This window comes from Dehalobacter sp. CP (genome assembly GCF_047652685.1).
Taxonomy (GTDB): domain Bacteria; phylum Bacillota; class Desulfitobacteriia; order Desulfitobacteriales; family Syntrophobotulaceae; genus Dehalobacter.
In genome coordinates this window covers 1,135,041-1,158,011 of sequence record NZ_CP157399.1, presented here as the reverse complement: position 1 = coordinate 1,158,011, position 22,971 = coordinate 1,135,041, and the positions used below count along the sequence as shown (strand labels likewise).

26 protein-coding genes are annotated in these 22,971 nt (G+C 46.3%); 1 reads left to right on the top strand and 25 read right to left on the bottom strand.

What is annotated here, in order from left to right; genetic code table 11:
* Positions 1–110 precede the first annotated feature (110 nt).
* From aroB to AAH944_RS05740, 25 genes are all read right to left on the bottom strand, one after another.
* A complete protein-coding gene (gene aroB, locus AAH944_RS05860; protein ID WP_415537254.1) occupies positions 111–1,190 on the bottom strand; it encodes a 3-dehydroquinate synthase in 1,080 nt (359 codons plus the stop codon).
* Entirely contained in the window at positions 1,187–1,726 is a 540-nt protein-coding gene (locus AAH944_RS05855; protein WP_415537252.1) for a shikimate kinase, read from the bottom strand. The genes aroB and AAH944_RS05855 overlap by 4 nt, the downstream gene beginning before the upstream one ends.
* 14 nt (positions 1,727–1,740) lie before the next feature.
* The gene (locus AAH944_RS05850; RefSeq protein WP_415537250.1) at positions 1,741–2,163 is read right to left on the bottom strand and encodes a prepilin-type N-terminal cleavage/methylation domain-containing protein; all 423 of its coding nucleotides are present in this window, start codon (positions 2,161–2,163) and stop codon (positions 1,741–1,743) included.
* Positions 2,163–2,993, bottom strand: a complete 831-nt coding sequence (gene aroE / locus AAH944_RS05845) for a shikimate dehydrogenase (RefSeq protein ID WP_415537248.1) — start codon at positions 2,991–2,993, stop codon at positions 2,163–2,165. Before aroE ends, AAH944_RS05850 begins: the two co-directional genes overlap by 1 nt.
* 86 nt (positions 2,994–3,079) lie before the next feature.
* Positions 3,080–3,604, bottom strand: a complete 525-nt coding sequence (locus tag AAH944_RS05840; protein WP_415537246.1) for a YqeG family HAD IIIA-type phosphatase — start codon at positions 3,602–3,604, stop codon at positions 3,080–3,082.
* 89 nt (positions 3,605–3,693) lie between these two features.
* A complete protein-coding gene (gene sigK, locus AAH944_RS05835; protein WP_415537244.1) occupies positions 3,694–4,437 on the bottom strand; it encodes an RNA polymerase sporulation sigma factor SigK in 744 nt (247 codons plus the stop codon).
* Between the two features lie 406 nt (positions 4,438–4,843).
* On the bottom strand, positions 4,844–5,368 hold the full coding sequence (gene pilO / locus AAH944_RS05830) for a type 4a pilus biogenesis protein PilO (RefSeq protein WP_415537242.1): 525 nt from the start codon (positions 5,366–5,368) through the stop codon (positions 4,844–4,846).
* Between the two features lie 5 nt (positions 5,369–5,373).
* Complete coding sequence (locus AAH944_RS05825; RefSeq protein ID WP_415537240.1) at positions 5,374–5,928, bottom strand: hypothetical protein; 555 nt, start codon at positions 5,926–5,928, stop codon at positions 5,374–5,376.
* Between the two features lie 12 nt (positions 5,929–5,940).
* Complete coding sequence (gene pilM / locus AAH944_RS05820) at positions 5,941–7,413, bottom strand: pilus assembly protein PilM (RefSeq protein WP_415537238.1); 1,473 nt, start codon at positions 7,411–7,413, stop codon at positions 5,941–5,943.
* A gap of 54 nt (positions 7,414–7,467) precedes the next feature.
* Positions 7,468–7,785 carry a DUF4911 domain-containing protein gene (locus tag AAH944_RS05815; RefSeq protein ID WP_415537236.1) on the bottom strand — a complete coding sequence of 106 codons (318 nt, stop codon included), beginning with the start codon at positions 7,783–7,785 and terminating at the stop codon, positions 7,468–7,470.
* Between the two features lie 114 nt (positions 7,786–7,899).
* Positions 7,900–9,153: a peptidase U32 family protein gene (locus AAH944_RS05810; RefSeq protein WP_415537234.1), complete on the bottom strand. Its 1,254-nt coding sequence runs from the start codon at positions 9,151–9,153 to the stop codon at positions 7,900–7,902.
* 63 nt (positions 9,154–9,216) lie between these two features.
* Positions 9,217–10,251, bottom strand: a complete 1,035-nt coding sequence (gene mltG, locus AAH944_RS05805) for an endolytic transglycosylase MltG (protein WP_415537232.1) — start codon at positions 10,249–10,251, stop codon at positions 9,217–9,219.
* Positions 10,252–10,419: 168 nt separating this feature from the next.
* On the bottom strand, positions 10,420–10,734 hold the full coding sequence (locus tag AAH944_RS05800; protein WP_015042479.1) for a DUF1292 domain-containing protein: 315 nt from the start codon (positions 10,732–10,734) through the stop codon (positions 10,420–10,422).
* A 78-nt stretch (positions 10,735–10,812) separates the two neighbouring features.
* Positions 10,813–11,220, bottom strand: a complete 408-nt coding sequence (gene ruvX / locus AAH944_RS05795; RefSeq protein WP_415537230.1) for a Holliday junction resolvase RuvX — start codon at positions 11,218–11,220, stop codon at positions 10,813–10,815.
* A 35-nt stretch (positions 11,221–11,255) separates the two neighbouring features.
* Entirely contained in the window at positions 11,256–11,420 is a 165-nt protein-coding gene (locus tag AAH944_RS05790; RefSeq protein ID WP_015042477.1) for a hypothetical protein, read from the bottom strand.
* Positions 11,421–11,573: 153 nt separating this feature from the next.
* Positions 11,574–12,533, bottom strand: a complete 960-nt coding sequence (locus tag AAH944_RS05785; protein WP_415537227.1) for an aldo/keto reductase — start codon at positions 12,531–12,533, stop codon at positions 11,574–11,576.
* 161 nt (positions 12,534–12,694) lie between these two features.
* Positions 12,695–12,937: an IreB family regulatory phosphoprotein gene (locus AAH944_RS05780; RefSeq protein WP_020491685.1), complete on the bottom strand. Its 243-nt coding sequence runs from the start codon at positions 12,935–12,937 to the stop codon at positions 12,695–12,697.
* A 114-nt stretch (positions 12,938–13,051) separates the two neighbouring features.
* The gene (gene alaS / locus AAH944_RS05775) at positions 13,052–15,685 is read right to left on the bottom strand and encodes an alanine--tRNA ligase (RefSeq protein ID WP_415537225.1); all 2,634 of its coding nucleotides are present in this window, start codon (positions 15,683–15,685) and stop codon (positions 13,052–13,054) included.
* A gap of 340 nt (positions 15,686–16,025) precedes the next feature.
* Positions 16,026–17,075 (bottom strand): AI-2E family transporter, encoded by a 1,050-nt coding sequence (locus AAH944_RS05770; RefSeq protein WP_415537223.1) that lies wholly within the window; start codon positions 17,073–17,075, stop codon positions 16,026–16,028.
* A 198-nt stretch (positions 17,076–17,273) separates the two neighbouring features.
* On the bottom strand, positions 17,274–17,477 hold the full coding sequence (locus AAH944_RS05765; protein WP_015042471.1) for a hypothetical protein: 204 nt from the start codon (positions 17,475–17,477) through the stop codon (positions 17,274–17,276).
* Complete coding sequence (locus AAH944_RS05760) at positions 17,474–17,938, bottom strand: PRC-barrel domain-containing protein (protein WP_415537222.1); 465 nt, start codon at positions 17,936–17,938, stop codon at positions 17,474–17,476. The genes AAH944_RS05765 and AAH944_RS05760 overlap by 4 nt, the downstream gene beginning before the upstream one ends.
* Before the next feature lie 155 nt (positions 17,939–18,093).
* The gene (gene mnmA / locus AAH944_RS05755; RefSeq protein ID WP_415537220.1) at positions 18,094–19,161 is read right to left on the bottom strand and encodes a tRNA 2-thiouridine(34) synthase MnmA; all 1,068 of its coding nucleotides are present in this window, start codon (positions 19,159–19,161) and stop codon (positions 18,094–18,096) included.
* A gap of 21 nt (positions 19,162–19,182) precedes the next feature.
* Positions 19,183–19,557: a Fe-S cluster assembly scaffold protein NifU gene (gene nifU / locus AAH944_RS05750; protein WP_415537218.1), complete on the bottom strand. Its 375-nt coding sequence runs from the start codon at positions 19,555–19,557 to the stop codon at positions 19,183–19,185.
* Between the two features lie 70 nt (positions 19,558–19,627).
* Complete coding sequence (gene nifS / locus AAH944_RS05745) at positions 19,628–20,797, bottom strand: cysteine desulfurase NifS (RefSeq protein WP_415537216.1); 1,170 nt, start codon at positions 20,795–20,797, stop codon at positions 19,628–19,630.
* 75 nt (positions 20,798–20,872) lie between these two features.
* Positions 20,873–21,316: an RrF2 family transcriptional regulator gene (locus AAH944_RS05740; RefSeq protein WP_415537214.1), complete on the bottom strand. Its 444-nt coding sequence runs from the start codon at positions 21,314–21,316 to the stop codon at positions 20,873–20,875.
* A gap of 210 nt (positions 21,317–21,526) precedes the next feature.
* Here AAH944_RS05740 and AAH944_RS05735 point away from each other — a divergent pair, with 210 nt between their 5' ends.
* Positions 21,527–22,819 carry a replication-associated recombination protein A gene (locus AAH944_RS05735; RefSeq protein ID WP_415537212.1) on the top strand — a complete coding sequence of 431 codons (1,293 nt, stop codon included), beginning with the start codon at positions 21,527–21,529 and terminating at the stop codon, positions 22,817–22,819.
* Positions 22,820–22,971: the final 152 nt, after the last annotated feature.

The following is a 22,971-nucleotide window of genomic DNA, read 5'->3' as shown; positions in this document are numbered from 1 at the left end:
CTACACAAATATTCTATTTCCTTTAAAGTTGGTACTTTTTGGGAACAGCAAAAAGGTACTGCTGTAAATCTTTTTTGTTCTGCAATTTATATTATTAGTACTTATTTGACCTAAATGATGACTTTTTCCCAGGCCCTGAGGATTTCTTCATCGTTACAGTCTGCAGCGACGACCGATCTCCCGATGCCGACCGGCAGAATCAGCACCTTATTACCGGCCTTATTCTTCTTATCTGCAGACATGTGTCCGAGCAGTACTGCCGGATCATGCGCTTTGGCCGTAGTGGGCAGGTCCATTTTCATTAAGAGATTCAGGATTCTGTCCAGCTGTTTGTCGTTGACCAAACCTCTTTCTCTGGACAGATTCGCTGCAGCGGCAATCCCAATACTGACCCCTTCGCCATGCATAACACCCTGATAGGCTTCCTCTGTCTCCAAAGCATGCCCAAAACTGTGTCCGAGGTTCAGCAGCATCCTGTTTCCCTTTTCTTTCTCATCCTCAGTGACAATCTTAACTTTGACAGCCAGAGACCGCAGGGACATTTCCTTGATGACCTTATAGTCCAACCCTTTGATGGTTTCAGCATGTTCTTCGATGAATTCAAACAAATCCGGATCAGCGACAAGCGCGTGTTTAATGGTTTCGGCAAGCCCGTTCCGCATCTCTTCCCACGGAAGCGTCTGCAAGGTGTCAAAATCCGTCCAGACAGCCTGGGGAGTATAAAAGGATCCCAGGAGGTTTTTACCGGAAGGATGGTTCACCGCCACCTTGCCGCCAATACTCGAATCAATCTGGGACAGCAAGGTGGTCGGAATATGGATGTAACGCATTCCACGCATAAAAATACTTGCAAAAAATCCGGACAAATCCCCGATCACCCCTCCGCCGAGGGCCAGCACCATAGTGTCCCTGTCCGCTTTGAATTGCAGCGCCTGTTCCGTCAGTTTACTGATCCTGTCCAGTGATTTCTCCTGTTCACCGTCAGGAACAATCATCAAATCGGTCTTTAAGTCCTTCATTCCGTCCAAAAGTTTATCTGCATAGTATCCGGCCACAACATCATTGGAGATGAGAAGATAATGCCCGCTCGTGCCGTATGCTGTTTTCAAATGACCGCCAAGCTCGTCCAAAGTGGCTCCCAGTAACAGCGGGTAACCGTGTCCTCCGCTGACATCTATTCTCTGTATCATGCTGTAATGTGTTCTCCTTTCAGCAGTTCGAGGATCTCCGCCGCAACTGTTTGAACATCTTTGTCCGATGTGTCAACTGTTACAGGCGCCTTTCTATAAATCACTTCCCGGTCTCTCCAGAGCTTTTCTATTTGTTCCGGCTCGCTGCTGGAAAGAAGCGGCCGATCGTGATGTTCTTTTGCTCTCTGTAAAGCAATCTCCAATGGAACATATAGGTAAACCAACTTCCCAAGTCCGTGGAGAATATTCCAGTTTTCCGGATTTAGAACTGTTCCTCCGCCAGTGGCAATAACTGTATTGGTAAATCCGGAAATCTTATGAACCAGCAGATTTTCTTCCGACCGGAACCTTGCTTCACCGTATTTTTGAAATATTTCCGGGATTTTCAACCCTGTCACTCTTTCGATCTCACTGTCCGTATCCAGAAATCCCCAGCGGAGTTCCCTGGCCAGAAGCTTGCCGATACTGCTTTTTCCAGCCGCCATAAAGCCGATAAGTACAATATTTTGGGGTATCGAATTCAGGCTATCGGACACGAAATTTCACCTCTCTATTCCATCCTGATCCTGCCCATCACAGGCGCAACAATTACATTTCTTTCTAAATCCCCTGACGCCAGCATGACCGTCAGACCGGTGTCAGGCGTCCCTGTCGGGCGAAAAGTAAGATCAGAAGGACTATTGGCAAAGTGCACCCCATTCTGCAGGTTGACTTTGCGGATAAATTCTCCCTGCCTGAAGATCTTATATTCACCGGTATAAACAGAAAATTTAATTTTATACCAAACATTCTCCGCCAAAGCTGTCTGCTGAACTTCCCGTAAATCCTGAAGAAGAACTGCGGCTGAAAGTTCCAGTCTCCGTTCCTCCATTTGCAGCGGAATGTGCACAAGGAAAGTAAATGCTGCACCTGATAATAGCGCAAGCACCAGCAGTATCTCAATCAATGAGTACCCGTTCCTTTTTTTCGCCATCATTCCGCTCCCCTGTTATCTCCTGGTTTCTCCTGTAAAGCTTTGCGCATAATGTCCAGCGGGGCCTTCTGCTCCAGCCAGAATTCCCAGGCAAGGACCCCCTGAAACAGCAGCATATCCAGACCATTCATGGACCGGCAGCCGCAGGCATCGGCCTGGGCCATGAAATCTGTAACGGCTGGATGGTAAATCAGGTCAACAGCCCAAGCCGAAGGATTAAGACCTTGAAGATCAATCGTATACGCTTCGTCTTTCATGCCAATCGAAGTTGTTTGAATCAGTAAATCTACAGCCTTCAGCCAGCACCCGGGAGCCAAAAGACCCGAGACCGCATTTCCGCCGAGTCTGTTTACTTGTCCGGCAAGTGTCACAGCTTTTTCCTCACTTCGGTTCAAAATAAGCATTTTTGCCTGTAAGGATGCCAGGGCTGCCGCAATGGCTTTGGCAGCCCCTCCGGCCCCTAATATGACAATTTCTTTACCCTCAAAAACAAAACCCTTACTGAGCAAAGCCTGAATAAAGCCGCCGCCGTCCGTGTTATGCCCAACCAATCTGCCGTTTTGGACTTTCACTGTGTTGACTGCGCCAATACGCTGCGCTTCAGAAGTAAGGACATCCATATAAGGAACGATTTTTTCCTTCAGCGGATACGTGACGTTCCAGCCGTCATAGTGGTTATTTTTGAGATATCCGATACCTTCAGCCAGTTGAGTCGGCTGAACTGTTATCCTGTCGTAGGTTGCAGGCAAACCGGCGGCCTTAAATCCCGCCTCGTGCATTTTCGGAGACAGGGAATGTTCCACAGGATAGCCGATGATGGCATACTTCATGCGTATCTCAGTCCCCTTCATAGACATCTGAAAGTGGATAAATAAAGAACGAAGTCTTACGTATTCTTAAGATTTTAACGGCGTTTTTAACGGCGGGTATACTTGGCTTTTCTGCCTACCAGCCGTTCCATAAAACGCAGGACTTTCGTACCCGGGAATTCCTTTTGAGCAATCGGTGAAACTAATATGGTCTTAAGTCCGAACTTGTTGCCGCCAAAAACATCTGTAAATAGCTGGTCCCCAATCACTGCGACCTCGGACTCCGGAATATCCAGGACCCGAATCCCTCTCAGAAAAGCTTTTTTCTGCGGTTTCTTGGCCCTGTAAACATAAAGTATTTCCAGCACATCAGCAACCGCAGAAACCCTTTCGGGTCCTCTGTTATTGGAAACGATGCAGGCTTTAATTCCTGCGTCATTCATTTTTTTAAACCACGCAATCACGTCTTCGGTTAAAGTTCTGTCATTCCAAGGTGTGATGGTGTTGTCCAGATCCAGGATCAAACCTTTGATGCCATTTGCCTGCAGATCCTCTGCCTGGATATCCTGCAGCATCTCATATTGAAAATCCGGTCGTAAGATTCCGCGCATACCGGTTCCTCTGCTTTCCATTTAATATTACCAAATAATTATATATCAGCTCAATATCCAAGAGCAACCTGTTTCTGGCAAGTTTAAGGCAAGTTGTGCCTGACAGGTTGTTATCTCTCCCGGTGATCCTTCATTTCCTCCATCAGTTTCTGCACCGCTTTTTTCTCTATCCGTGAGACGTAGGACCTGGAGATTCCCAGCAGTTTGGCTATCTCTCTCTGCGTCTTTTTGGGCGTGTTCATCAGGCCGAAACGAAGTTTTATTACCGTTTGTTCCCTTCCTGTCAAATATTTGAGTTTTTCCAGGACCACTCTTTGTTCAAATTGACTTTCCACCTGATCCGAAATTGCATCCGGATCTGTACCCAGGACATCAATCAGATTAATCGCGTTTCCTTCTTTATCCGTACCAATCGGGTCATAAATGGACACTTCCCCGCGGGATTTCTTCAAAGAGCGCAAATACATCAGAATCTCATTCTCGATGCAGCGTGCCGCATAGGTGGCGAGTCTGGTTCCCTTTTCCGTGTTGAACGTATTGATGCCCTTGATTAAACCGATGGTCCCGATCGAAATTAGATCGTCACTGTCCGCTCCGGTTCCGTCATATTTTTTCACAAGATGCGCGACCAGCCTCAGATTATGCTCAATCAGTTTATTTCGCGCGTTTTCTGCGACAAGTTCATTGGAAAAACTTTCGGCATTTTTGTAGTCCGCCAGGATACTCAGATATTCGGCTTCCTCCCTTTCTCCTAACGGCTGGGGGAACGCATTATTATTAATATACGATACCAGCAGGGTAACGCCCTTAATCACCGATAAGGCAAGCCCGACAAGAAAAGCTTCAGCAATCATTAACCCTTCAACTCCTTACGCATGCTCTTTTAATAACTATGCGTCAAGCAGAAGAATACTGCTTATCCTGAGCTGGAAATTTTTTGGTCAAACAAAAATGGCTGTACAAAACTCAGCCATAAAGTGTTACATTTGCAGTTTTTCTTTTCCCTTGGGCAGTGCAGCCTTGCACAGATACGAAGTGAACGCAAGTGCCAGCTGCGTTTAGCAAACATAAACCAGCAGCTTTTAAATATGTCAACGGTTCACTTGCAGAAAGTCCAGAGGTTTTGGCATCTTAGCAAGGGGTTATGTTTGTAGCAGCGAGAACGTGTGAGCGCAGTATCTGTGCAAGGCTACACCATCCTGAGCAAGTAAAACAATACCCCAAAATGGATGCATTTTTGTTTATAATCACCTTAGTTGTTTATTCCTTATAACCATAAGCAATGATCCTGATCTTGGCTGAAGCAGCATCTTCGTCACCTTCATTTACCTGGATGCTGTCCAGCGCCAGATTATACTGACTTACCTTGCGAAGCCGTTCCACAAAAGCATAGATTTTGGCGGTTGACCCCGTACAGGAGAAATTCATAGCCAGCGAAGAATAACTGCCTTCATCTTTCATCTCTTCAAAAGTCAGATTCTGAGAATTGATCCCGCTGTCTTTGGCCAGATTGAAAATAAAGACCATCATATCCGGTTTGACCAGGTTTTTCGGAACGGTCAGATCCAGTTCAGCAGCTTGAGCTGTTAAATCCGTCTGTTCCTGTTTCAGCCCGGACAAATTGATGTAATTGTTCTGCAACGTCACCAGATAAGCCTCGCGTTCGCAGCGTTGAGCTGAATTCTTCTGCAGCACCCCAAACTGACCGGCCAGCAGATAGACATAGCCTATCCCGAGCAGAATGATCAGGCCTGTTATTAAAATGCCTTTTTTCTTCATACGCATCGTTTCTATTTCTCCTGCGGTTTCAGTTTCAGAGCGAGATTTAACGTCTGTCCCCTGTCATTCAATGAAATCGTTTGGATATCAAAACTTTCAAACCTACCGGAATCAATAAAAATATTTTCTAAACTGCGGATATTTACTGATTTAGGCAGGATCAGCTGCAATTGGACCATATTATCCGCCTGAAGCAGAAAAGAAGTGACCTGCGCGTCTCCCGGCAGAAGTCCGCCTATTTGACTCCTTACAACTGCCGGATTGCTGATTGATCCCTTTGTCCCAAGCTCCAGAAAGCTGCGCTGATCAGTGATCAGGGAACGGAGCCTGTCGTTTTCTGCCATGACAGCAGCAACTTCATTGTAGGACTGAATGCTGGCTTCAATCCTTTCTAAATCTAAGGCCAGTTTTTGCTGCCAAACCCACGGGGAGGCTAGAATGATGACAGCAAAAACAACAGCGATTATCCTAACAACGACGCTAAGCTTTCTTCGAACAGGCTGTTTTCCGCTGCCGGCTTCAATTTCCCAGCGCAGCGCAAAATTAAACTGTGTTCTTTCGTTCATTTGCCCCTCCAGTTAGTGGATATCTTCACGTAAGGCGAGCCCATACAGACTGCCATACTTCTGCCAGTTTTCCGCTAGACTTGTATCCCCGTCCGCCTTAAACAGCGGCATCCAGTTATTTGGAAAGCCCGTTTCAGTGTTGATCCCTAAACTTTTTCGAAAATATTCTTCCAATCCCGGCCAAAGGCTGTACTCCCCGGTCAGATAGATTGTCCCTACCGAATTTCCGGCATGGCGGTCGGAATAGAAGCTCAATAGCTTGGATAATGCGGATATGATCGGGCTTAAATCTAATTTGCCGGAAATATCGGAAAGTTCTTTTGGCGAACTGTACATACTAAGGTTAGCTTTTTTATCAGCTTTAGCGGCCATTTCTTTTTCTAAATCCTGATATGTAGACGAGATAGGTAATTCCTCGTCCAATAGTTCGTAAGGCACAAATAAATCTTCCAGGACAAACTCATCTTTTTCTTTGACCGATTTGACGGATTCCAGCTGGGAATAATAGAATTCCGCGGCTTCTAATTCCTCCAGAGATAATGTTTCTTGATGATTCCGCAGGTTTTGGACCTTATAAAAATCGAGCCGCGGATATTCGCCATCTTTGGTCTCCAACCCAATTAATTCATCTAACAGATCAGATGGTTCCTGGCCTGCTGATTGGGGCAAGTCTTCGGGGAAAGCATGTTTTTCGGTATTGCCTGTTCTACTCGCATTTTGATTTCTTTCATCCGCATTGAGAGTTTCTTCTGCATTGACGGTTTTCTCGTCCGTGTTAACTTTTAAATCGGTATACAAAAAGAAGCTGCCATTTTCCAACAGTACAAACTCAATCAGCCCCGGATTTAAAGAGACAATCGCGAAATCATTATTGTTTTGTCCTTGTTCCGTATTTCCCTGGGGAGCATGAGCAGGCGCTCTTTCTGCCAAAAAAGAATAAATTCTAGCCAGGCAATCCGCAGTAAGATCCACCGTCTTGGGTTCAATCCCAAGATCCCGGCAGAACGACTGAACCTGCTTCATTTTTTCGGCCGGGAAAGCTGCCAGGAGGACTTTTAACATGGGTACCCCGTTTTCCTGATATTTCTTCAGGATGCGATAGTCCACAATATAATGATCGGTATACCGTTCAAGATATTCATCCATATCTCCGGCAATAAATTTTTCGAGTTCCTGATCCGCCATGTTCGGCAGGGTAATAATGGTCGTAATTAATCCTTGACCCGAAACGGCAATTTTTAGTTTATGGAGCGGTATCCGCTGGTATTGAAGCCAGTTCTTCAGACCCGAAACATCATAACCGGCCGGCACGGCATAGCCAATATTTTTACCGCCCGGTTCCTTGTATGATGCATGCCTATGTATCTCAATTTCTTTAGATTTTCCGACAGCAATTGTGGCTATTGACAATTCATTTTCACCGATGACAGCCAGCCAGTGTTTTTTCATGCGGAAAGTCTCTCCTACTCTTCTCGTATCACCCATAACACTATAATAGTATAGGATTTTTCTCAGAACAACAAGATTCTGATAGAATATCTAATTTGCGTTCAAGGAAATCTCAAATTTCAATTGCGATAAAATCTCAATTTGTAAAGGAAGTGTTGAGAGTACTTTTTCCAGTTCCGGCCAGCAATGCCTAGTCGTTTGGATCATCACTTCACCGTTGACTTTATCGGTCGTTGTGATCACACCCAGGTGACCAAGTCCTTCGACATATTTGGCCAAAAGCTGAATATCCGAGCGGGGAATCCTTGCTTTGACCAGCAGATCAGAATCTTCCCAGCTGCTATGGGATTCTTCAACAATCAATTTCGCTTTTAGATTTTCGTTTTCCGTATTCTCGTCTTTTTTCATCTGGTCTTTCTCCTGTGTCTTTATGCACCGTCTTTATGCACCGTTGTTATTTCGGGCTGCTGTTCTTCGAAACCATCCTTATTATTGCAAAATCCCCCGGATTACTAACAATGACTAACGGGCAGGCGCTACTTTGCGCAGGATACTGAAAGGCTTCAACGGCTCGGGAGCTGCGATCTTCAGCTTTTGCTGCGGATGCCTTGCTGCATTGGTTTCCTCCCCATCCAAACTCCAGAGGCCGTTCACTTTAAATATCCATGGTTCTCCTTCCGGAGCAAGCACCTCAAGCTCATCGCCTAGCCGGAAATGATTACGCTGCTCTATCCAGTGGCCGCATTCACTTCCCTTCCCGATTGCCGCGCATTCCTCTTGTTCCAGCACTCTTCCGACAAAACTGTATTCGCGGATATAATTGGAAGTCTCAATGTTATGCGCTTCAGCCCCCGGTTTCCCAAAAAGGAATCCGGTCGAATAGTCACGGTGACTCACCTTGTCCATTTCAGCAAGCCAGGAGGGAATTTTTTTCCTGAATTTTGTTTCTCCTTGTTCCCACAGGACGTCCAAAGCTTCACGATATACTTTGACCGTACTCGCTACATAATAGGCGCTTTTCATTCTACCTTCTATTTTATAGCTTGCCAGATTTAAATCTTTTAATAAAGGCAAATGGGGCAGAAGGCAAAGATCATGGGAATTAAATATATAGCTTCCCCTGACATCTTCCTCCAGCGGAAAATACTGTCCGGGTCTCTTCTCTTCGACCAGCGCGTAGCCCCAGCGGCAGGGATGGGTACATTCTCCGTGGTTGGCATCACGACCGGTGAGATAATTGCTCAGAAGGCAGCGTCCCGAGTACGACATACACATGGCTCCATGGACAAAGATTTCCAATTCGCCTTGGGCCTTGGGACAGAGGGTTTTTAGTTCTTCCAGTGTAAGTTCCCTTGCAAGTACGGCCCTGCGCACACCCTGGGAAAACCAGAAATTGGCGCTGGCTGCATTCGTACAATTGGCCTGGGTACTTAAATGGACGGGCAGATCCGGCGTTTCCTTCCGGGCCATGGACAGTATCCCGGGATCAGAGACGATAATCCCGTCAATTTCAAGCTCCGTTAATCTGATCAGATAATCCTTAAGTCCGGTAAAATCCTGCTCATGCGCAAAAATGTTGACGGCAATATAGATCTTCCGGCCAAGTCTATGCGCATATTCGGCCCCCAGCTTAAGTTCATCATCATTCAGGTTCCCGGCATAAGCCCGCAACCCAAACGAAGTCCCCCCTGCGTATACCGCATCAGCCCCGTACGCATAGGCAAATTTTAACTTTTCAAAATCCCCGGCAGGTGCCAGGAGTTCCGGTTTTTTCATCAGTTACTCCGCTGCATTATTTTAAACCTTAAACAATTAATCATCACGTTTTAGCAAATATTTTTATTGATAAATGCTTACATTTTTTAAATGTTCCTCATAGGTAACAGCAAAAGCATGTGACCCGTCATTTTTGGCGACAAAGAAGAAATAGTCGGTATCTTTCGGGTAAAGTGCGGCCTGTAAAGAAGCATGACCCGGGTTCGCAATCGGGCCGGGAGGCAGCCCGGTATGCCGGTACGTATTATACGGAGAGTCGATCTGGGTATCCGCAATGGTCAGCACCGGTTTGACTTCACCCAAGATATACTGAATCGTCGCGCAGGATTCCAGCGGCATGCCAATTTTCAGACGGTTTTCAAATACACCTGCAATCATTGGTCTTTCTTCAGCTTTCTTAGCTTCTTTCTCGACAAGGGAAGCTTTGATAAGCCACTCAAAAACAGACATATTCCGTTCTGCCAGGCGGTTCGTGGTCTCAGACGTCATCTCCTGTTTAAAACGTTGTAAAAATCGATCAATGGTTTCTGAAGGCGTAGCTTTTTTATCAAAGAAATACGTGTCGGGAAACAGAAAGCCTTCCAGCCGGTTTTCACCCGAAGGGATATCTGCCAAAAAGCTGTAATTATCCTGATCGAATCGTTCCATAGCGTCATAAAATTCATTCTTCGTTCCCAAGCTATTCTCGACGAGCTTATCAACAATCTGGGCAACCGTATATCCTTCCGGAATCGTAATCCGGACAACTTCCGGTTCCGGTCCTTTCATCAGCGTATCAAGGATCTCCCTGGCGCTCATGGAAGGTGAAAGATAATATAATCCCGCAACCAGTTTGGAATCTGCTTTGTTAACCCGGCATAACTGGCGGAACACATTTGCCTCACGAATCAAATGGTCAGTTTCAAGTTTGGCTGCAACTTCAGAAGCATTCATACCGGGTTCCAGAACAAAGGCAACTTTATCGGAAGAATCGGAGACCGGCTTTAAATTTCCTGACCACCATAATCCGCCGGCTAACAGCACAAGCAGCAAAACCAAAATAATACCAGTCATATAGATTTTTTTTCTTACAGGAGCCTTTCGGCGTTTTCTCCCCACTTTACCTCTCTCTTTCCTTATCCCAGAATTTAGATGACTAAAATAATGATTTGATTGAATGACAAACCTGCTATGTGCTATTATACCTTTTTTTTCGTCAATAAGAAACTCACGCTTTCCAGCGTGAGTTTCTAAATTATTTATGACTTTTAAGAACAAATTTTCTGCTTATTCTTCGTCAAACTCGTCTTCCATTTCTTCCCAGGCATCGGCGACTTTTTCCCATTCCTCATCGTCTTCGATATCCATGAGCATGTCTTCACCGTTTTCATCTTTGCCAAGCTTCAGAATAATGGCTTCGGCTTCCTCTTCGTCTTCTTCTGTTTCTTCAACAGGAAGAAGCACGAAATACGTACTGCCTTCAACTTCGAGGGTGGCAAGATGCATGAATTCGTTTTCATTTCCTTCGTCATCATTTAAGACAATGACATCAAAAACCTCTTCATCATCAAGATCATCTTGCTTATTAATTTCATCGGACATATGTATCACCTCTTCAAATCAGATATTGTAATTCTACCTTGGCAGGAAAAGAAAGTCAAATGGTATCTCAATTTCCGTTCACTTGCTATTGAGATATCCCTGGAGAATGAATACTGCCGCCATCTTATCAATAACTTTTTTTCTCTTTGCTCTGGATAGATCTGCCTCCAGCAAGGCCCTTTGGGCTCCGATGGTGCTCAGTCTTTCATCCCACAACTTCACCGGCAGTAAATAGCCTTCACGAAGTTCTTCCGCAAAAACCTCCGTCAGCTTCGCCCTTTCACCGAGTGTCCCATTCATATTCTTCGGATATCCCAGAACAATTTCATCCACTTCGTATTCCCGAATCAGGCGGGCTAATTCTTCCCGCTCTTTCTCTTTTCTGCTTCTTCTTATGACTTCCACTCCCTGGGCGGTAATACCCAGCGGATCGCTCATCGCGACGCCAATCGTCTTTTCACCAAGATCCAGCCCCATTATCCTCATTCATGCACCTCAGCAACTGCCTGACCACGTAGGGTCTACGCCCGGTCCTGCTCGTCATCGTTGTTTAATGGAATAGAGTCGTTCATTACACCCTGCGAATTGTGACTTCCGCAATTCTTACACAACCATTCTTCGCCATCATACAGGAATTCAGTAATTTCGCCGCATTCAATGCAATACTCCTGAACTTTCTTTTTCATAACAGCGTCCCCCTGTCTGTACATTTTGATATCACGGTTCTGTTATTTTCAGATGTACGTCTCTTATCCTAATTATATACCTTAACATTTTTCTCCGCTATTATTATCCCAGTTTACGGAAGATATTATTTAAATTTTTTTATACAAAAGGTATCATATAATCTTCAGACAGAAATGCGGGCAATATCTGCCGCAGTATCCGCACAGAACACATCTTTCCGTCTGCAGACAGACCTGTCCCTTGTTAAGATAAAGCGCATTTTGCGGGCAGCCGCCGACGCACTTTCCGCAGCCCTGGCACCAGTCGGCGATGTACAGTTTTCTCTCCCGGTGCAGAACCGCTTGGCGCAATTCATCGGATATAGGTTCCTCGTTCAGCAGTGCCAGGTTATAGTCTACTTCCGGAATTGATGACATGCCTAAGGCCATCGCCTGAATTCCTGGAATACTCCGGATAAAATTCACGGCTCTTTCCGGTTCAGCTACCAAGTGCCCACCGCCAAAAACCTTCATCGCATAGATGCCGATACCTAATTCAGCTGCAAACGCAATAGCTTCCAGCATGTCCTCAAGACTTCCATCGATAATACCGAGCCCCTGGTAATTAATGAGTGGGTGAATCACGTCAAGACCCGGCTGAAGAGCCCCTGCTCTTACCCCTTGGACTGCGTGGGTTGAGATTCCGATCGCCCCGACCTGACCCCTGGCCTTTGCTTCAAGCAGTCCTTCCCAGGCCTCAGCATGTCCTTTGAGCGTCAGATGACTTTCCTGCTCATGAAGCAGAAAGATATCAATAGAATCCCTGCCCAGTTCCTTTCTGGCTTTCTCTAGACTCACATCCAGCTCCTGATGCGTCACCGCATAAGATTTGGATACAACTTTCATCTCGGGGTTCCTGGCCAGAACAGGTTTTAACTGACTGTAATTTTCATAGATTTCTGCCGTATCGACCCAGTCTATCCCCCTTGAAAGCGCATATTGAAGGATCTCTCTTCCCTGCTCTTCGCTCACTCTGCCCTGAAGCGGAGAAATCGCGAGGCTGCCAAAACATATCTCCGACACCGTCGGACCCTTTAGCCCTAATTTGACCTTCAGCAAATGACTGTCCTCCAAAACGAAACCCCCACGTACTGTGAGGGCAACTAATCAAACGCAACGCAAAAATAAGAACCATTTGTGTTAATTTAAAAAATTCAAAAAAACGCAAGGTATTCAGATGCCAAAAGAAATTCTTAAAGAAAAAAGGTGAAAATAAAAAGTAAGAAAATCTTTTTTTATAGATCGCGCAAATAAAATTTTACCAGTTCCTCCAGCAATTCATAACGTTCCAGCTTGCGGATTTTGGTTCTGGCCTGATTATGACTGGTAATATAGACAGGATCTCCGGACATCAAATAACCCACCAACTGATTGATCGGATCATATCCTTTCTCCTGCAGTGCAGCATAAACCTGTTGCAATATTTCCCGCGGTGAATTGTCACCTGGATGGGATTTGAACATCATGGTTTCTTCCATCTTACTCAAGGTTTATACCTCCTTTCTTTCACCAGTATGTTATACATTATTCTGCATTGATCCAAAGATTACCTGTCAGTCTGTTAAAAATATTTTTAATACTTTTTGGTAATCTTAACTATTATGCCCCAAAAAATGACGGATTATGGAAGGCACTTTATCCAGCGCCTCGCCAAGCTTGGAAGGGTCCTTGCCGCCGGCCTGGGCCATGTCGGGACGGCCCCCGCCTCCGCCGCCTGTAATCGAAGCTACTTCCTTAATAATCTTGCCGGCATGAAGCCCATTTAACCCCGACGGATGAACCACAGTCACCAGATTTACTTTTTCGTCGGCAACAGCACCCAGTACAATGACGCCTTCTTTCAGCTTGTCCCGGAGCATGTCCGCTGTTTGCCTGAGTGTCTCCATATCCGGGGCCTGAACCCTGGAAGCAAGCATTTTCACACCGTGGATATCCTGAACCTTGCTCATGATGCTGTCCGCTTCATATTTAGACAGCTTGGCATTCAGCTGCTGAATTTCTTTTTCGAGTTCTCTGATCTGGGCAGTCATAAGGTGAACTTTTTTCACGCTTTCCTTTGGCTGAACTTTCAGTACCGTACTGATCTCAGCGAACTGGCTCTCCATTTCTCTTAAGTAGGCCAAAGATTCCATACCGGCTACAGCCTCTATTCTTCTTAAGCCTGCACCGATACCACTCTCGGAAATGATTTTAAATAAGCCGATTTCCCCTGTATTTTTGACATGGGTTCCGCCGCAGAGTTCTCTGCTGTAATCACCCATTTCAACCAAACGCACAATTTCTCCGTATTTTTCACCAAACAACGCAATCGCGCCTTTTGCACGGGCTTGGTTCATGCCCATTTCTTCGGCCTGCACAGTAAGACCGGCCATGATTTGCCGGTTCACTTCGTTCTCTACTTCGGTAATTTGCTCAGCCGTAAGCGGTGAAAAATGTGAAAAATCAAACCGCAGGCGTTCACTCGTAACAAGGGAACCTGCCTGCTGAACGTGATCTCCCAAATTCTTGCGCAGTGCCGTCTGCAGAAGATGCGTTGAGCTATGGTGTCCGGCTATGGCCTGGCGTTTTTCCTTATTAACGACGGTGTGGACCTTTTCCCCTATTTTCAGCACCCCGTCTTTAATCAGCAGGCGGTGCGTGATCGCGCCGCTAGGAAGTTTCCGCAATTCCAGTACTTCAGCATACGCTTTGCCGGTCCGGATGATTCCTTCGTCTGAAACCTGTCCGCCGCTCTCGGCATAAAAAGGTGTCTGATCCAAAAGACAAATGACTTCCTCCCCTTCACCGGCCCCATCCACTGCGCCTTCTTCATTGAACATCGCTTCAATGATGCTGTCACTTTCCAGTTGTTCATAGCCGAGAAAACGGGTCGGCCCCAGTTCTTTTGCTTTTTCTGTGAGCAGGCTGTTTTCCCCGACAGCCTTCATCTGACGGGATTGTTCTTTCGCCAGCAGACGGTGTTCTTCCGATGCTTTGTCGAACGACGCCATATCCACGGAGATCCCCTCTTCCAGCAGCATTTCTTCCGTCAATTCTACCGGGAAACCATAGGTCTCATACAGGTGAAAAGCGTCTTCCCCGCTGAGTATCTTCTGACCCGATTCTTTGAGAGCTTTCACTTTATCCTGAAGGATCAGCGTGCCCTGTTCGAGGGTAGCCTGGAAATTCTTTTCTTCCAGCCGCAAATGGTTTAGAATAAAATTATCATTCTCTTTGAGCTCTGTATACCAATGTGCATAATGTTCCTGGATAACACGGAATATTTGTTCCAAAAACGGCTTTTCAATTCCTAAAAGCCGGGCAAAACGAATGCTCCGGCGTAAGATTCGCCGCAAAACATAGCCGCGTCCGTCGCTGCTCGGCCTAATTCCGTCCGCCAGCATAAAAGATACTGCTCTGGCATGGTCGGCAACGACCTTCAACGCAACATCCGTCTTTGAATCTTTTTTGTATTGCAAGCCGGCGATTTCTGCCGTTTTATTGATGAGCGGTATAAATAAATCCGTATCAAAGTTGGATTCAACTCCCTGAATCACCGATGCAATTCTTTCCAGCCCCATCCCGGTATCAATATTTCGCTTCGGCAGAGGAGTCAGTGTACCGGCTTCATCTCTTATGTACTGCATAAAGACCAGGTTCCAAACCTCCAGGAAACGGTCACAGTCACAGCCAATTGCACAATCATCTTTGCCGCAGCCCCGGCTTTCTCCAAGATCTACGTAGATTTCCGAACAAGGCCCGCAAGGTCCGACCGGTCCGGCAGCCCAGAAATTCTCGGAATCGGCGACGATCCGATCCGGACTTACACCTGCCTTTGTCCAGATATTTCTGGCCTCTTCGTCTTCCGGATAGATGGTTACCCAGAGCTTTTCGACGGGAATTTGCAGTACGCCGGTAATATATTCCCAGGCCCATGGAATGACATCGTCTTTAAAATAGTCACCAAAAGAAAAATTCCCGAGCATCTCAAAAAAAGTATGGTGTCTGGCCGTTTTGCCGACACTCTCCAGGTCAGGGGTTCGGACACATTTTTGAGCGGTGGTCGCTCTCGAAAACGGAGGCTCCACTTGCCTTAAAAAATATGGCTTAAACGGAACCATTCCGGCTACCGTTAAAAGCAAAGTAGGATCATCTTTCGGGATCAGGGAGGCACTGGGCTGAATAACATGTCCTTTTCCCTCAAAATATTTCAGAAACATTTCGCGCAGTTGATTTCCGGTATACATCTACTTCCTCCTTATATGGAAGGCTCCTCGTGCCTTGTCAACTCTAAAATGATAACATAATGGCAATCAACGACAACGCCGTATTGCGAGAAATCTGCCGACAGGATATATCAGATTTAGGGTTAACATGGTACTTAAGCTTATATTTATTACAGAATAGCAAAGGCAAATCTTGCTAAGACATAAGAAAACTTGGCTGGCACCAAGCCTCTTTGGCACAGGCGGCAGCTTTCGTTGCACTTAGCTGGTTCAGAAAATACTTACACTTTCTGAACCACTAAAATAAGTATAGCCAAAAGAGAAGTTGCCTGTCAACAGACCTGACGGCCGCAAATCCTACTTAATTCTTCGTTGACTTCAGATCTCGCGGTGCAATCAGATAATAATAAACATTTCTGATGATAATACGCAGGACCGCTGCCAGTGGAACGGCAAAAAGCATTCCGAGCAAACCGCCGATTTCCCCGCCGGCCAAAAGAGCAAAAACAACCCAGAGCGGATGAAGACCGATTTTGTTGCTCATCAGACGCGGATTAATCAGATTGCTGTCCAGCTGTTGGACGATGAAGATGACCAGGGTGACTTTTACAGCCATCAGAGGGGATCTGCTTAAGCCCAGCAAAATTGACGGTATGCCGCCTAAGATCGGACCAAAATACGGGATCAGATTGGTAATTCCGCAAATGATCCCGATAATCAGCGCATATTCCATACCGATGAGCTTAATCCCTATGCCGATCAGAAGGCCGACGATGACCGCATCAATCATATTGCCCTGGATATACCGTTTGATCACATAATCAATTTCCTGTAATACCTTGTGCCACTGCTCCCTCATTCTGCCAGGGACAAGCATTAAAACCCCGTCCACAATTTTTCTCCAGTCCGTTAAAAAATAGATGGCCAGAATTGGGGAAAGAACCATTAATCCGATGGAAGAAAGCAAAGCCGGAATATTTTCCATGACCTTTTCCAGCCAGCCGGTCAGATAGGATTGCCCCTGAATCAGTTTTTTATCCATTAATCTGCTGAGCTCTTCAGGCAGGATATTTTGCGGGTAGACACTTTTCCCGGTTTGTATATAATGGTAAATGACTTCCAGCCTCTCTGGCAGTACGACGGACAGTCTTCCAAGCTCCAGGTAAAACGTGGGCAGCAGCAGTAAAAACAGCACAGCAAGCAAAACCACAATCCAAAGGAAAATTAAGGCAATCGCCCACCGCCGGCGCAGGCCTTTTTTTTCGAGCCAATTGACCATGGGACTTAAAAGATAGGCTATAACGGCACCTGCTGCAAAAGAAAAAGCAATCTTTTTAACCTTCATAAACAGCAGGAGACCTGCTATAACCAACAAGATGCCAAAAATCCAACGTAGCTTGGTCTGTCCCATACTCGCCCCCCAGTTATGTTTTAAGACAAATAAAGGGCGGTCTTTTCAAAATGAATTTGAAAATCCCAACCCCCGATGGACAGGCCGTAGCCTTAGCTTCTTGGCCTTGCCGCTACTTGCCATCCATGGTATAAGCGAAGCGCTGACTCTATTCTACGCATGCACGGTATGAAGAACTCTAGACATGGCAATTCGGCGTCATTCAGCAGCTGCCTGAGCCTGAACGATCTGCTCGCTTTCAAGGAAGAAATCTTCCCACGCTACCAGTGTCCCATCTTCTTCCAAATCAAATACGACTACCTGATCGGTATGACTGTTGAATTCAATAAAACAGTCCCAGCAATAATATTGTTCCACACCGACCTTTCCGGTCTGTCGTCCCCCGCAAACCGGGCAAATCATGACAATGAACCTCCTTCAATTACAACAACATCCTGGCTCTCGCAAAGAATGTTTTCCTCAAATACAGCCTCCCTGCCCTTCATCAAGTCCGCAAAAAGACCGTCTGATATTTCATAACCAAGTACTTTTTGGACCGTATTGTCCACATAGATATCGCCTATTGTTCCTTTGATATCGCCTTCTCCATTAAAGACCTTGTTTCCGACTTTCTTAGACCAGGATGCACCTGAAATCTTTTTCCCTTCTGGATTCTTAACAGCAAGGGAATCCTTGCCAAAAGATACGATATCATCTCTGCTCATGTCTTCGAGCGGGTGCGTGAGCAGAGAATCTTTTTCCACGATAACGCCGGAAACCGTATTGTCTTTTTCATTATATATGATATCTTTTACCCAGCCCAGACGTTCCCCGGAATTCAGATCAATCACCGGGAGCCGGACAATATCTCTCATCCTCCGCATAATTCCCTCATTTGCCTTAGGATTATATCCGGTATTATTGCCGGAATATCAGGATAATATTCCTTTCAGCAGTATTGCAATCTATATTATGAAATAAAACTGAAATATTGCTGAAAGGAGTATTTCGCACGAGTCAGCCCTTCGGCAATCGCTTCTTATTCTGTCTTAAGAAGATCTTGGCGGATTCCGCACTTATCCGATATAATGACCCCTCCTCCCTGAACTGTCGGCCCGTCATAAAACACAACCGACTGACCGGGAGTAACTGCCCGCTGTGGAGTCTCAAACTCAACCCTGACAAGATTATTTTCAGGATAAAGAACAGCTGCTGCTGGATTCGCCTTGTAACGAATCTTCGCCTGCACCTTCAAGGGTCCGGACAATCTTTCCAGAGCAATCCAGTTCAGACCTGTCGCCCAGAGAACATCGGTAAAGACATCATTGCCTTCTCCAAGTATTACCCTGTTGCCAACCGGGTCAATCGAAGCAACAAACATTGGTTTGCCAAATGTTGTCCCTAATCCCTTGCGCTGTCCGACCGTATAATGGATCAATCCCCTGTGTCTGCCGATAATGCGGCCGGAGAAATCCGTGAAATCACCTGGTTCAGAATCTTTTCCCATTGCCGCCCTAATATATTCCGCATAGTTGTTGTCAGGAATAAAACAGATTTCCTGACTCTCACTGCTGTCGGCAGCTGTCAATTTTCTATCTCTCGCCAAGTCCCTGACCTGTTCTTTCGTATAATCACCAAGCGGGAAAAGTGCATGGGCAATCTGCTCCTGGCTCAAGGAGTATAATACATAACTCTGGTCTTTTTTCGCATCCAGCCCGGTTTGGATCAGCCAGCGGCCTGAAGTTTCGTCAACCATTTTCCGAACGTAATGACCGGTCGCAAGATAGTCGGCACCAAGCCCACGCGACTGTTTAAGCAATTCTCCGAATTTGATTTTCCGGTTACACAGCACACACGGATTTGGCGTTTCCCCTCTGTAGTAGCTCTCCGCAAAAGAATCAATGACTTCCTGTTTGAAAACCGTCCGGAAATCAAGCACATGCAGCGGTATCCTGAGCTGCTCAGCCGCTTCCAGCGCAGCAGTTTCAGCAAGCCCGCCTTCATGGGTCACAATGGTAACTCCGATCACCTCATGCCCATTTTCTTGAAGTAAAGCAGCGGCGGTGGAACTATCCACGCCGCCACTCATTCCAACAGCAACCTTCATACGTTTAACCTTCATACTTCCTCAGACCTTGGTCTTTTTCTTGATATAGTCTTTAATAGCTTCATGAACAGCATCTGCGGCAAGATTGGAACAGTGCAGCTTGGCTTCAGGCAAACCTCCAAGGGCTTCAGCAACAGCAGCATTCGAAATATCCAGGGCTTCATTCACGCTTTTGCCTTTGACCATTTCCGTAACCATACTACTGGTCGCTACCGCAGCCCCGCAGCCAAATGTCTTAAACTTGATATCTTTGATAATGTCATTTTCAACAACCATGGAAATCCGCATAATGTCGCCGCACTTGGCGTTGCCGACTTGCCCTATGCCATTTGCATTTTCAATTTCACCTGCGTTGCGGGGATTCGTAAAATGGTCGATTACTTTTTCTGAATACATCTGATTCACTCCTGTCTTATTCCTGTCTTTCAGCTTGCTTTGAGGAACAATCCATTTGCTTAAAGCTAGTTCAAATTGCTTTATGATATAAAGGAGACATTTCTCTTAAGCGCTGCACGATCTTCGGAAGCTCCTGTAACACATAGTCGACCTCTTCATCCGTATTCTGTCTGCCAAGTGAGAGCCTCAGGGAACCATGGGCAACCTCATGGCTTAAACCCATGGCCAGTAAAACATGCGAAGGGTCCAGAGATCCCGAAGTACAGGCCGAACCGCTAGAACCGGCTATTCCAACCAAATCGAGACTTAAGAGCAGTGATTCTCCTTCAATGAAATTAACGCTGATATTGACATTGTTCGGGAGACGCTTGGCACCGCGCGGGCCGTTCACCTTGACATGATCAATACCGGCGAGGATTCCGTCGAATAATTTATCACGGAGTCTGACCAGTTCAATATTTTCGTCTGCCATCCTTTGTCCGGCCAACTCACAGGCTTTGCCAAAACCAATGATCCCCGGAGCGTTTTCCGTACCGGAACGGATCTTTCTCTCCTGCGAACCGCCAAAAACAAGCGGAGAAATCCTGACGCCTTTGCGGATGTATAAAGCACCGACCCCTTTAGGGCCATAGATTTTATGGCTCGATATCGTTAACAGATCAACATTCATCTGATTGACATCGATTGGCAGTTTTCCAAGAGACTGGACGGCATCGACATGGAACAGGATCCCTTTTTCTCTGGCAATCCGGCCTATTTCAGCGACAGGCTGAATCGACCCAACCTCGTTGTTGGCGTGCATAATACTGATTAAAATCGTGTCCGGACGGATTGCTTTTTCTATATCCTGAACACTTACCAAGCCTTCCTCATCGACCGGCACAATGGTTATTTCGTAGCCGTTTTTAGCCAGGTATTTAAAAGTATCCAGAACAGCATGGTGCTCAATCGCCGAAGTAATCAGGTGCGTGCCTTTTTTTGCTCTTGCTCTGGTGCCACCCTGAATGGCCAGGTTATCAGCTTCCGTTCCGCCGCTGGTAAAGGTAATCTCCGAAGGATTTGCTCCAATCAAAGATGCAACCTGTTCTCTGGCTTCGTCGATGGCCTTATGAACTTGTCTTCCAAAGGAATGTACGCTAGATGGGTTTCCGTAGTACTCTGTAAAGTACACCATCATTAACTCTGCCACCTGCGGGTCAACCGGCGTTGTGGCACTATGATCCAAATATATTCGTTTCATCTTATCCTCCATTAAGCAGCTCTTATCTGTCGACCCTTATCTGACAGATCGTAGCAAAATCATCATCTCAGACATCTATTGAAAGAATCCCAAGTTTTCTCCGCCGCTACCTGCTTCTTTTAGTAAATCCGCCAGAGAAATGGAATCGACAACACCGTTAATGGAATCCCTAACCTTCACCCATACTTCCCGCGTTACGCAGAAATCTGTTTTCTGGCAGCAGTCTTCTTCCGACTGGGTAACGCACTCGACTGGTGCGATCGGTCCTTCCAGTACCCTGATCACATCACCGATATTGATTTGTTCAGGGCGCTTGGCCAGTTCATACCCGCCCTGGGGCCCCCGGATGCTTCTGACCAGCCCTGCCTTACGCAGCTCAGGAACGAGCTGTTCCAGATAATGCTCAGATAGTTTCTGCCTGTCAGCGACAGACTTCAGGGAAACCGGACCATCAGCCGCATGCTGGGCTAAATCAACCATGATTTGTACCCCATATCTGCCTCTGGTAGAAAATCTCACGCAATTCACCTCATGCCATGCAAAATGTTACCCTTCGTCAGTACGCTTATATCCTACTAAACCAATCGGAATTTGTCAATAATCATTCTGGTTATTCTTTTGCAATTTTATTTGTTATAATGGATTCATCTTTCATAACATTTCCTTTTTATGATTGGTTTATCAATGATCAAGTATATCTGCAAGAATAATTTTGGAGGAAAAAGAAAAATGAATCTTTTTTCGGCTGCTTTTGACTCCGGTAAAGTTGCTCCCCTGGCCGACAGAATGCGTCCCCGTACCCTCGAAGAATTTATCGGCCAACAGGAAATTCTCGGGCCCGGCAAACTTCTGCGCCGCGCCATTGAAGCAGACCGGGTGACATCGATCATTTTATACGGTCCGCCTGGAACAGGTAAAACATCCCTGGCTCAGGTCATCGCCAATAAAACGACCTCAAACTTTATCCGGATCAATGCTGTTTCTTCCGGCGTCAAAGAACTCAGAGAGATCCTGGAAAAAGCCGAGGAAAGGCTGCATCTTTATCAGCAGAAGACGCTTGTGTTCTGCGATGAAGTCCACCGTTTCAACAAAGGCCAGCAAGATGTTCTACTCCCGGCTATTGAACGCGGTATGATCACCTTTATCGGAGCAACCACTGAAAACCCTTATTTTGAAATCAACTCCGCTCTTTTAAGCCGTTCCACGATTTTCAGGTTGAATCTTCTTTCAGAACAGGAACTCCGTCTGGGGCTTGAGAATGCCTTGAAGGACAATGAGCGAGGTCTTGGTAATTACCATACGGAGATTACAGCAGAAGCATTTCAGCATTGGGTGGATTTTGCCGGCGGAGATTTGCGTCGGGCATTCAATGCGCTCGAACTTGCAGTTCTGACCACAGCTCCCGAAGACGGGATCCGCAGGATTGATCTGGAAACCGCCATAGAGTCCGTTCAGGAAAGACACTTCCGTTTTGACAAAAACGGGGACAACCATTACGACATGATTTCGGCGATGATCAAAAGTATGCGCGGGTCCGATCCTGATGCGGCCCTGTATTGGTTTGCTGTTCTGCTGGAATCCGGTGAGGACCCGCGGTTCATCATGCGCAGGATCATCGTGCATGCTTCCGAGGACGTCGGCCTCGCTGATCCGACAGTCATGCTCCAGGCCCACGCCGCAGCCAATGCCTTAGAGTGGGTTGGCCTGCCTGAAGCCAGAATACCGATGGCACAAGCCGTCCTGGCTATTGCGACTGCTCCGAAGAGCAATTCTGTTGTTGCGGCGATCAATCAGGCTCAGCAATACGTCAAAGCGAACAAAGCCGGCCAAGTGCCGCTGCATCTGAAGGATGCCTCTTACCCCGGCGCCAAGAAGTTTGGCCACGGTTTAGACTATCTTTACCCGCATGCTTATCCGGGCAACTGGGTCGAACAGGACTACCTGCCCGAAGAAGCCAAGGGAGCAAAATTCTTTGATCCGACCGGCCGCGGGATAGACAAGAACAGAGGAAAACCGTCTTAATAAACTTACCTAATGAGTGAGAAAAATAATTTTTCTTTACAATGTCAATGACAAATAGTTGGCAACCATTAAAAATTCGAGGCAAAAAAATGCACACCTCGCTGTTTTTTAGCACAAGTGTACATCGATAATCTCTAAGAAAAGAAAATCAG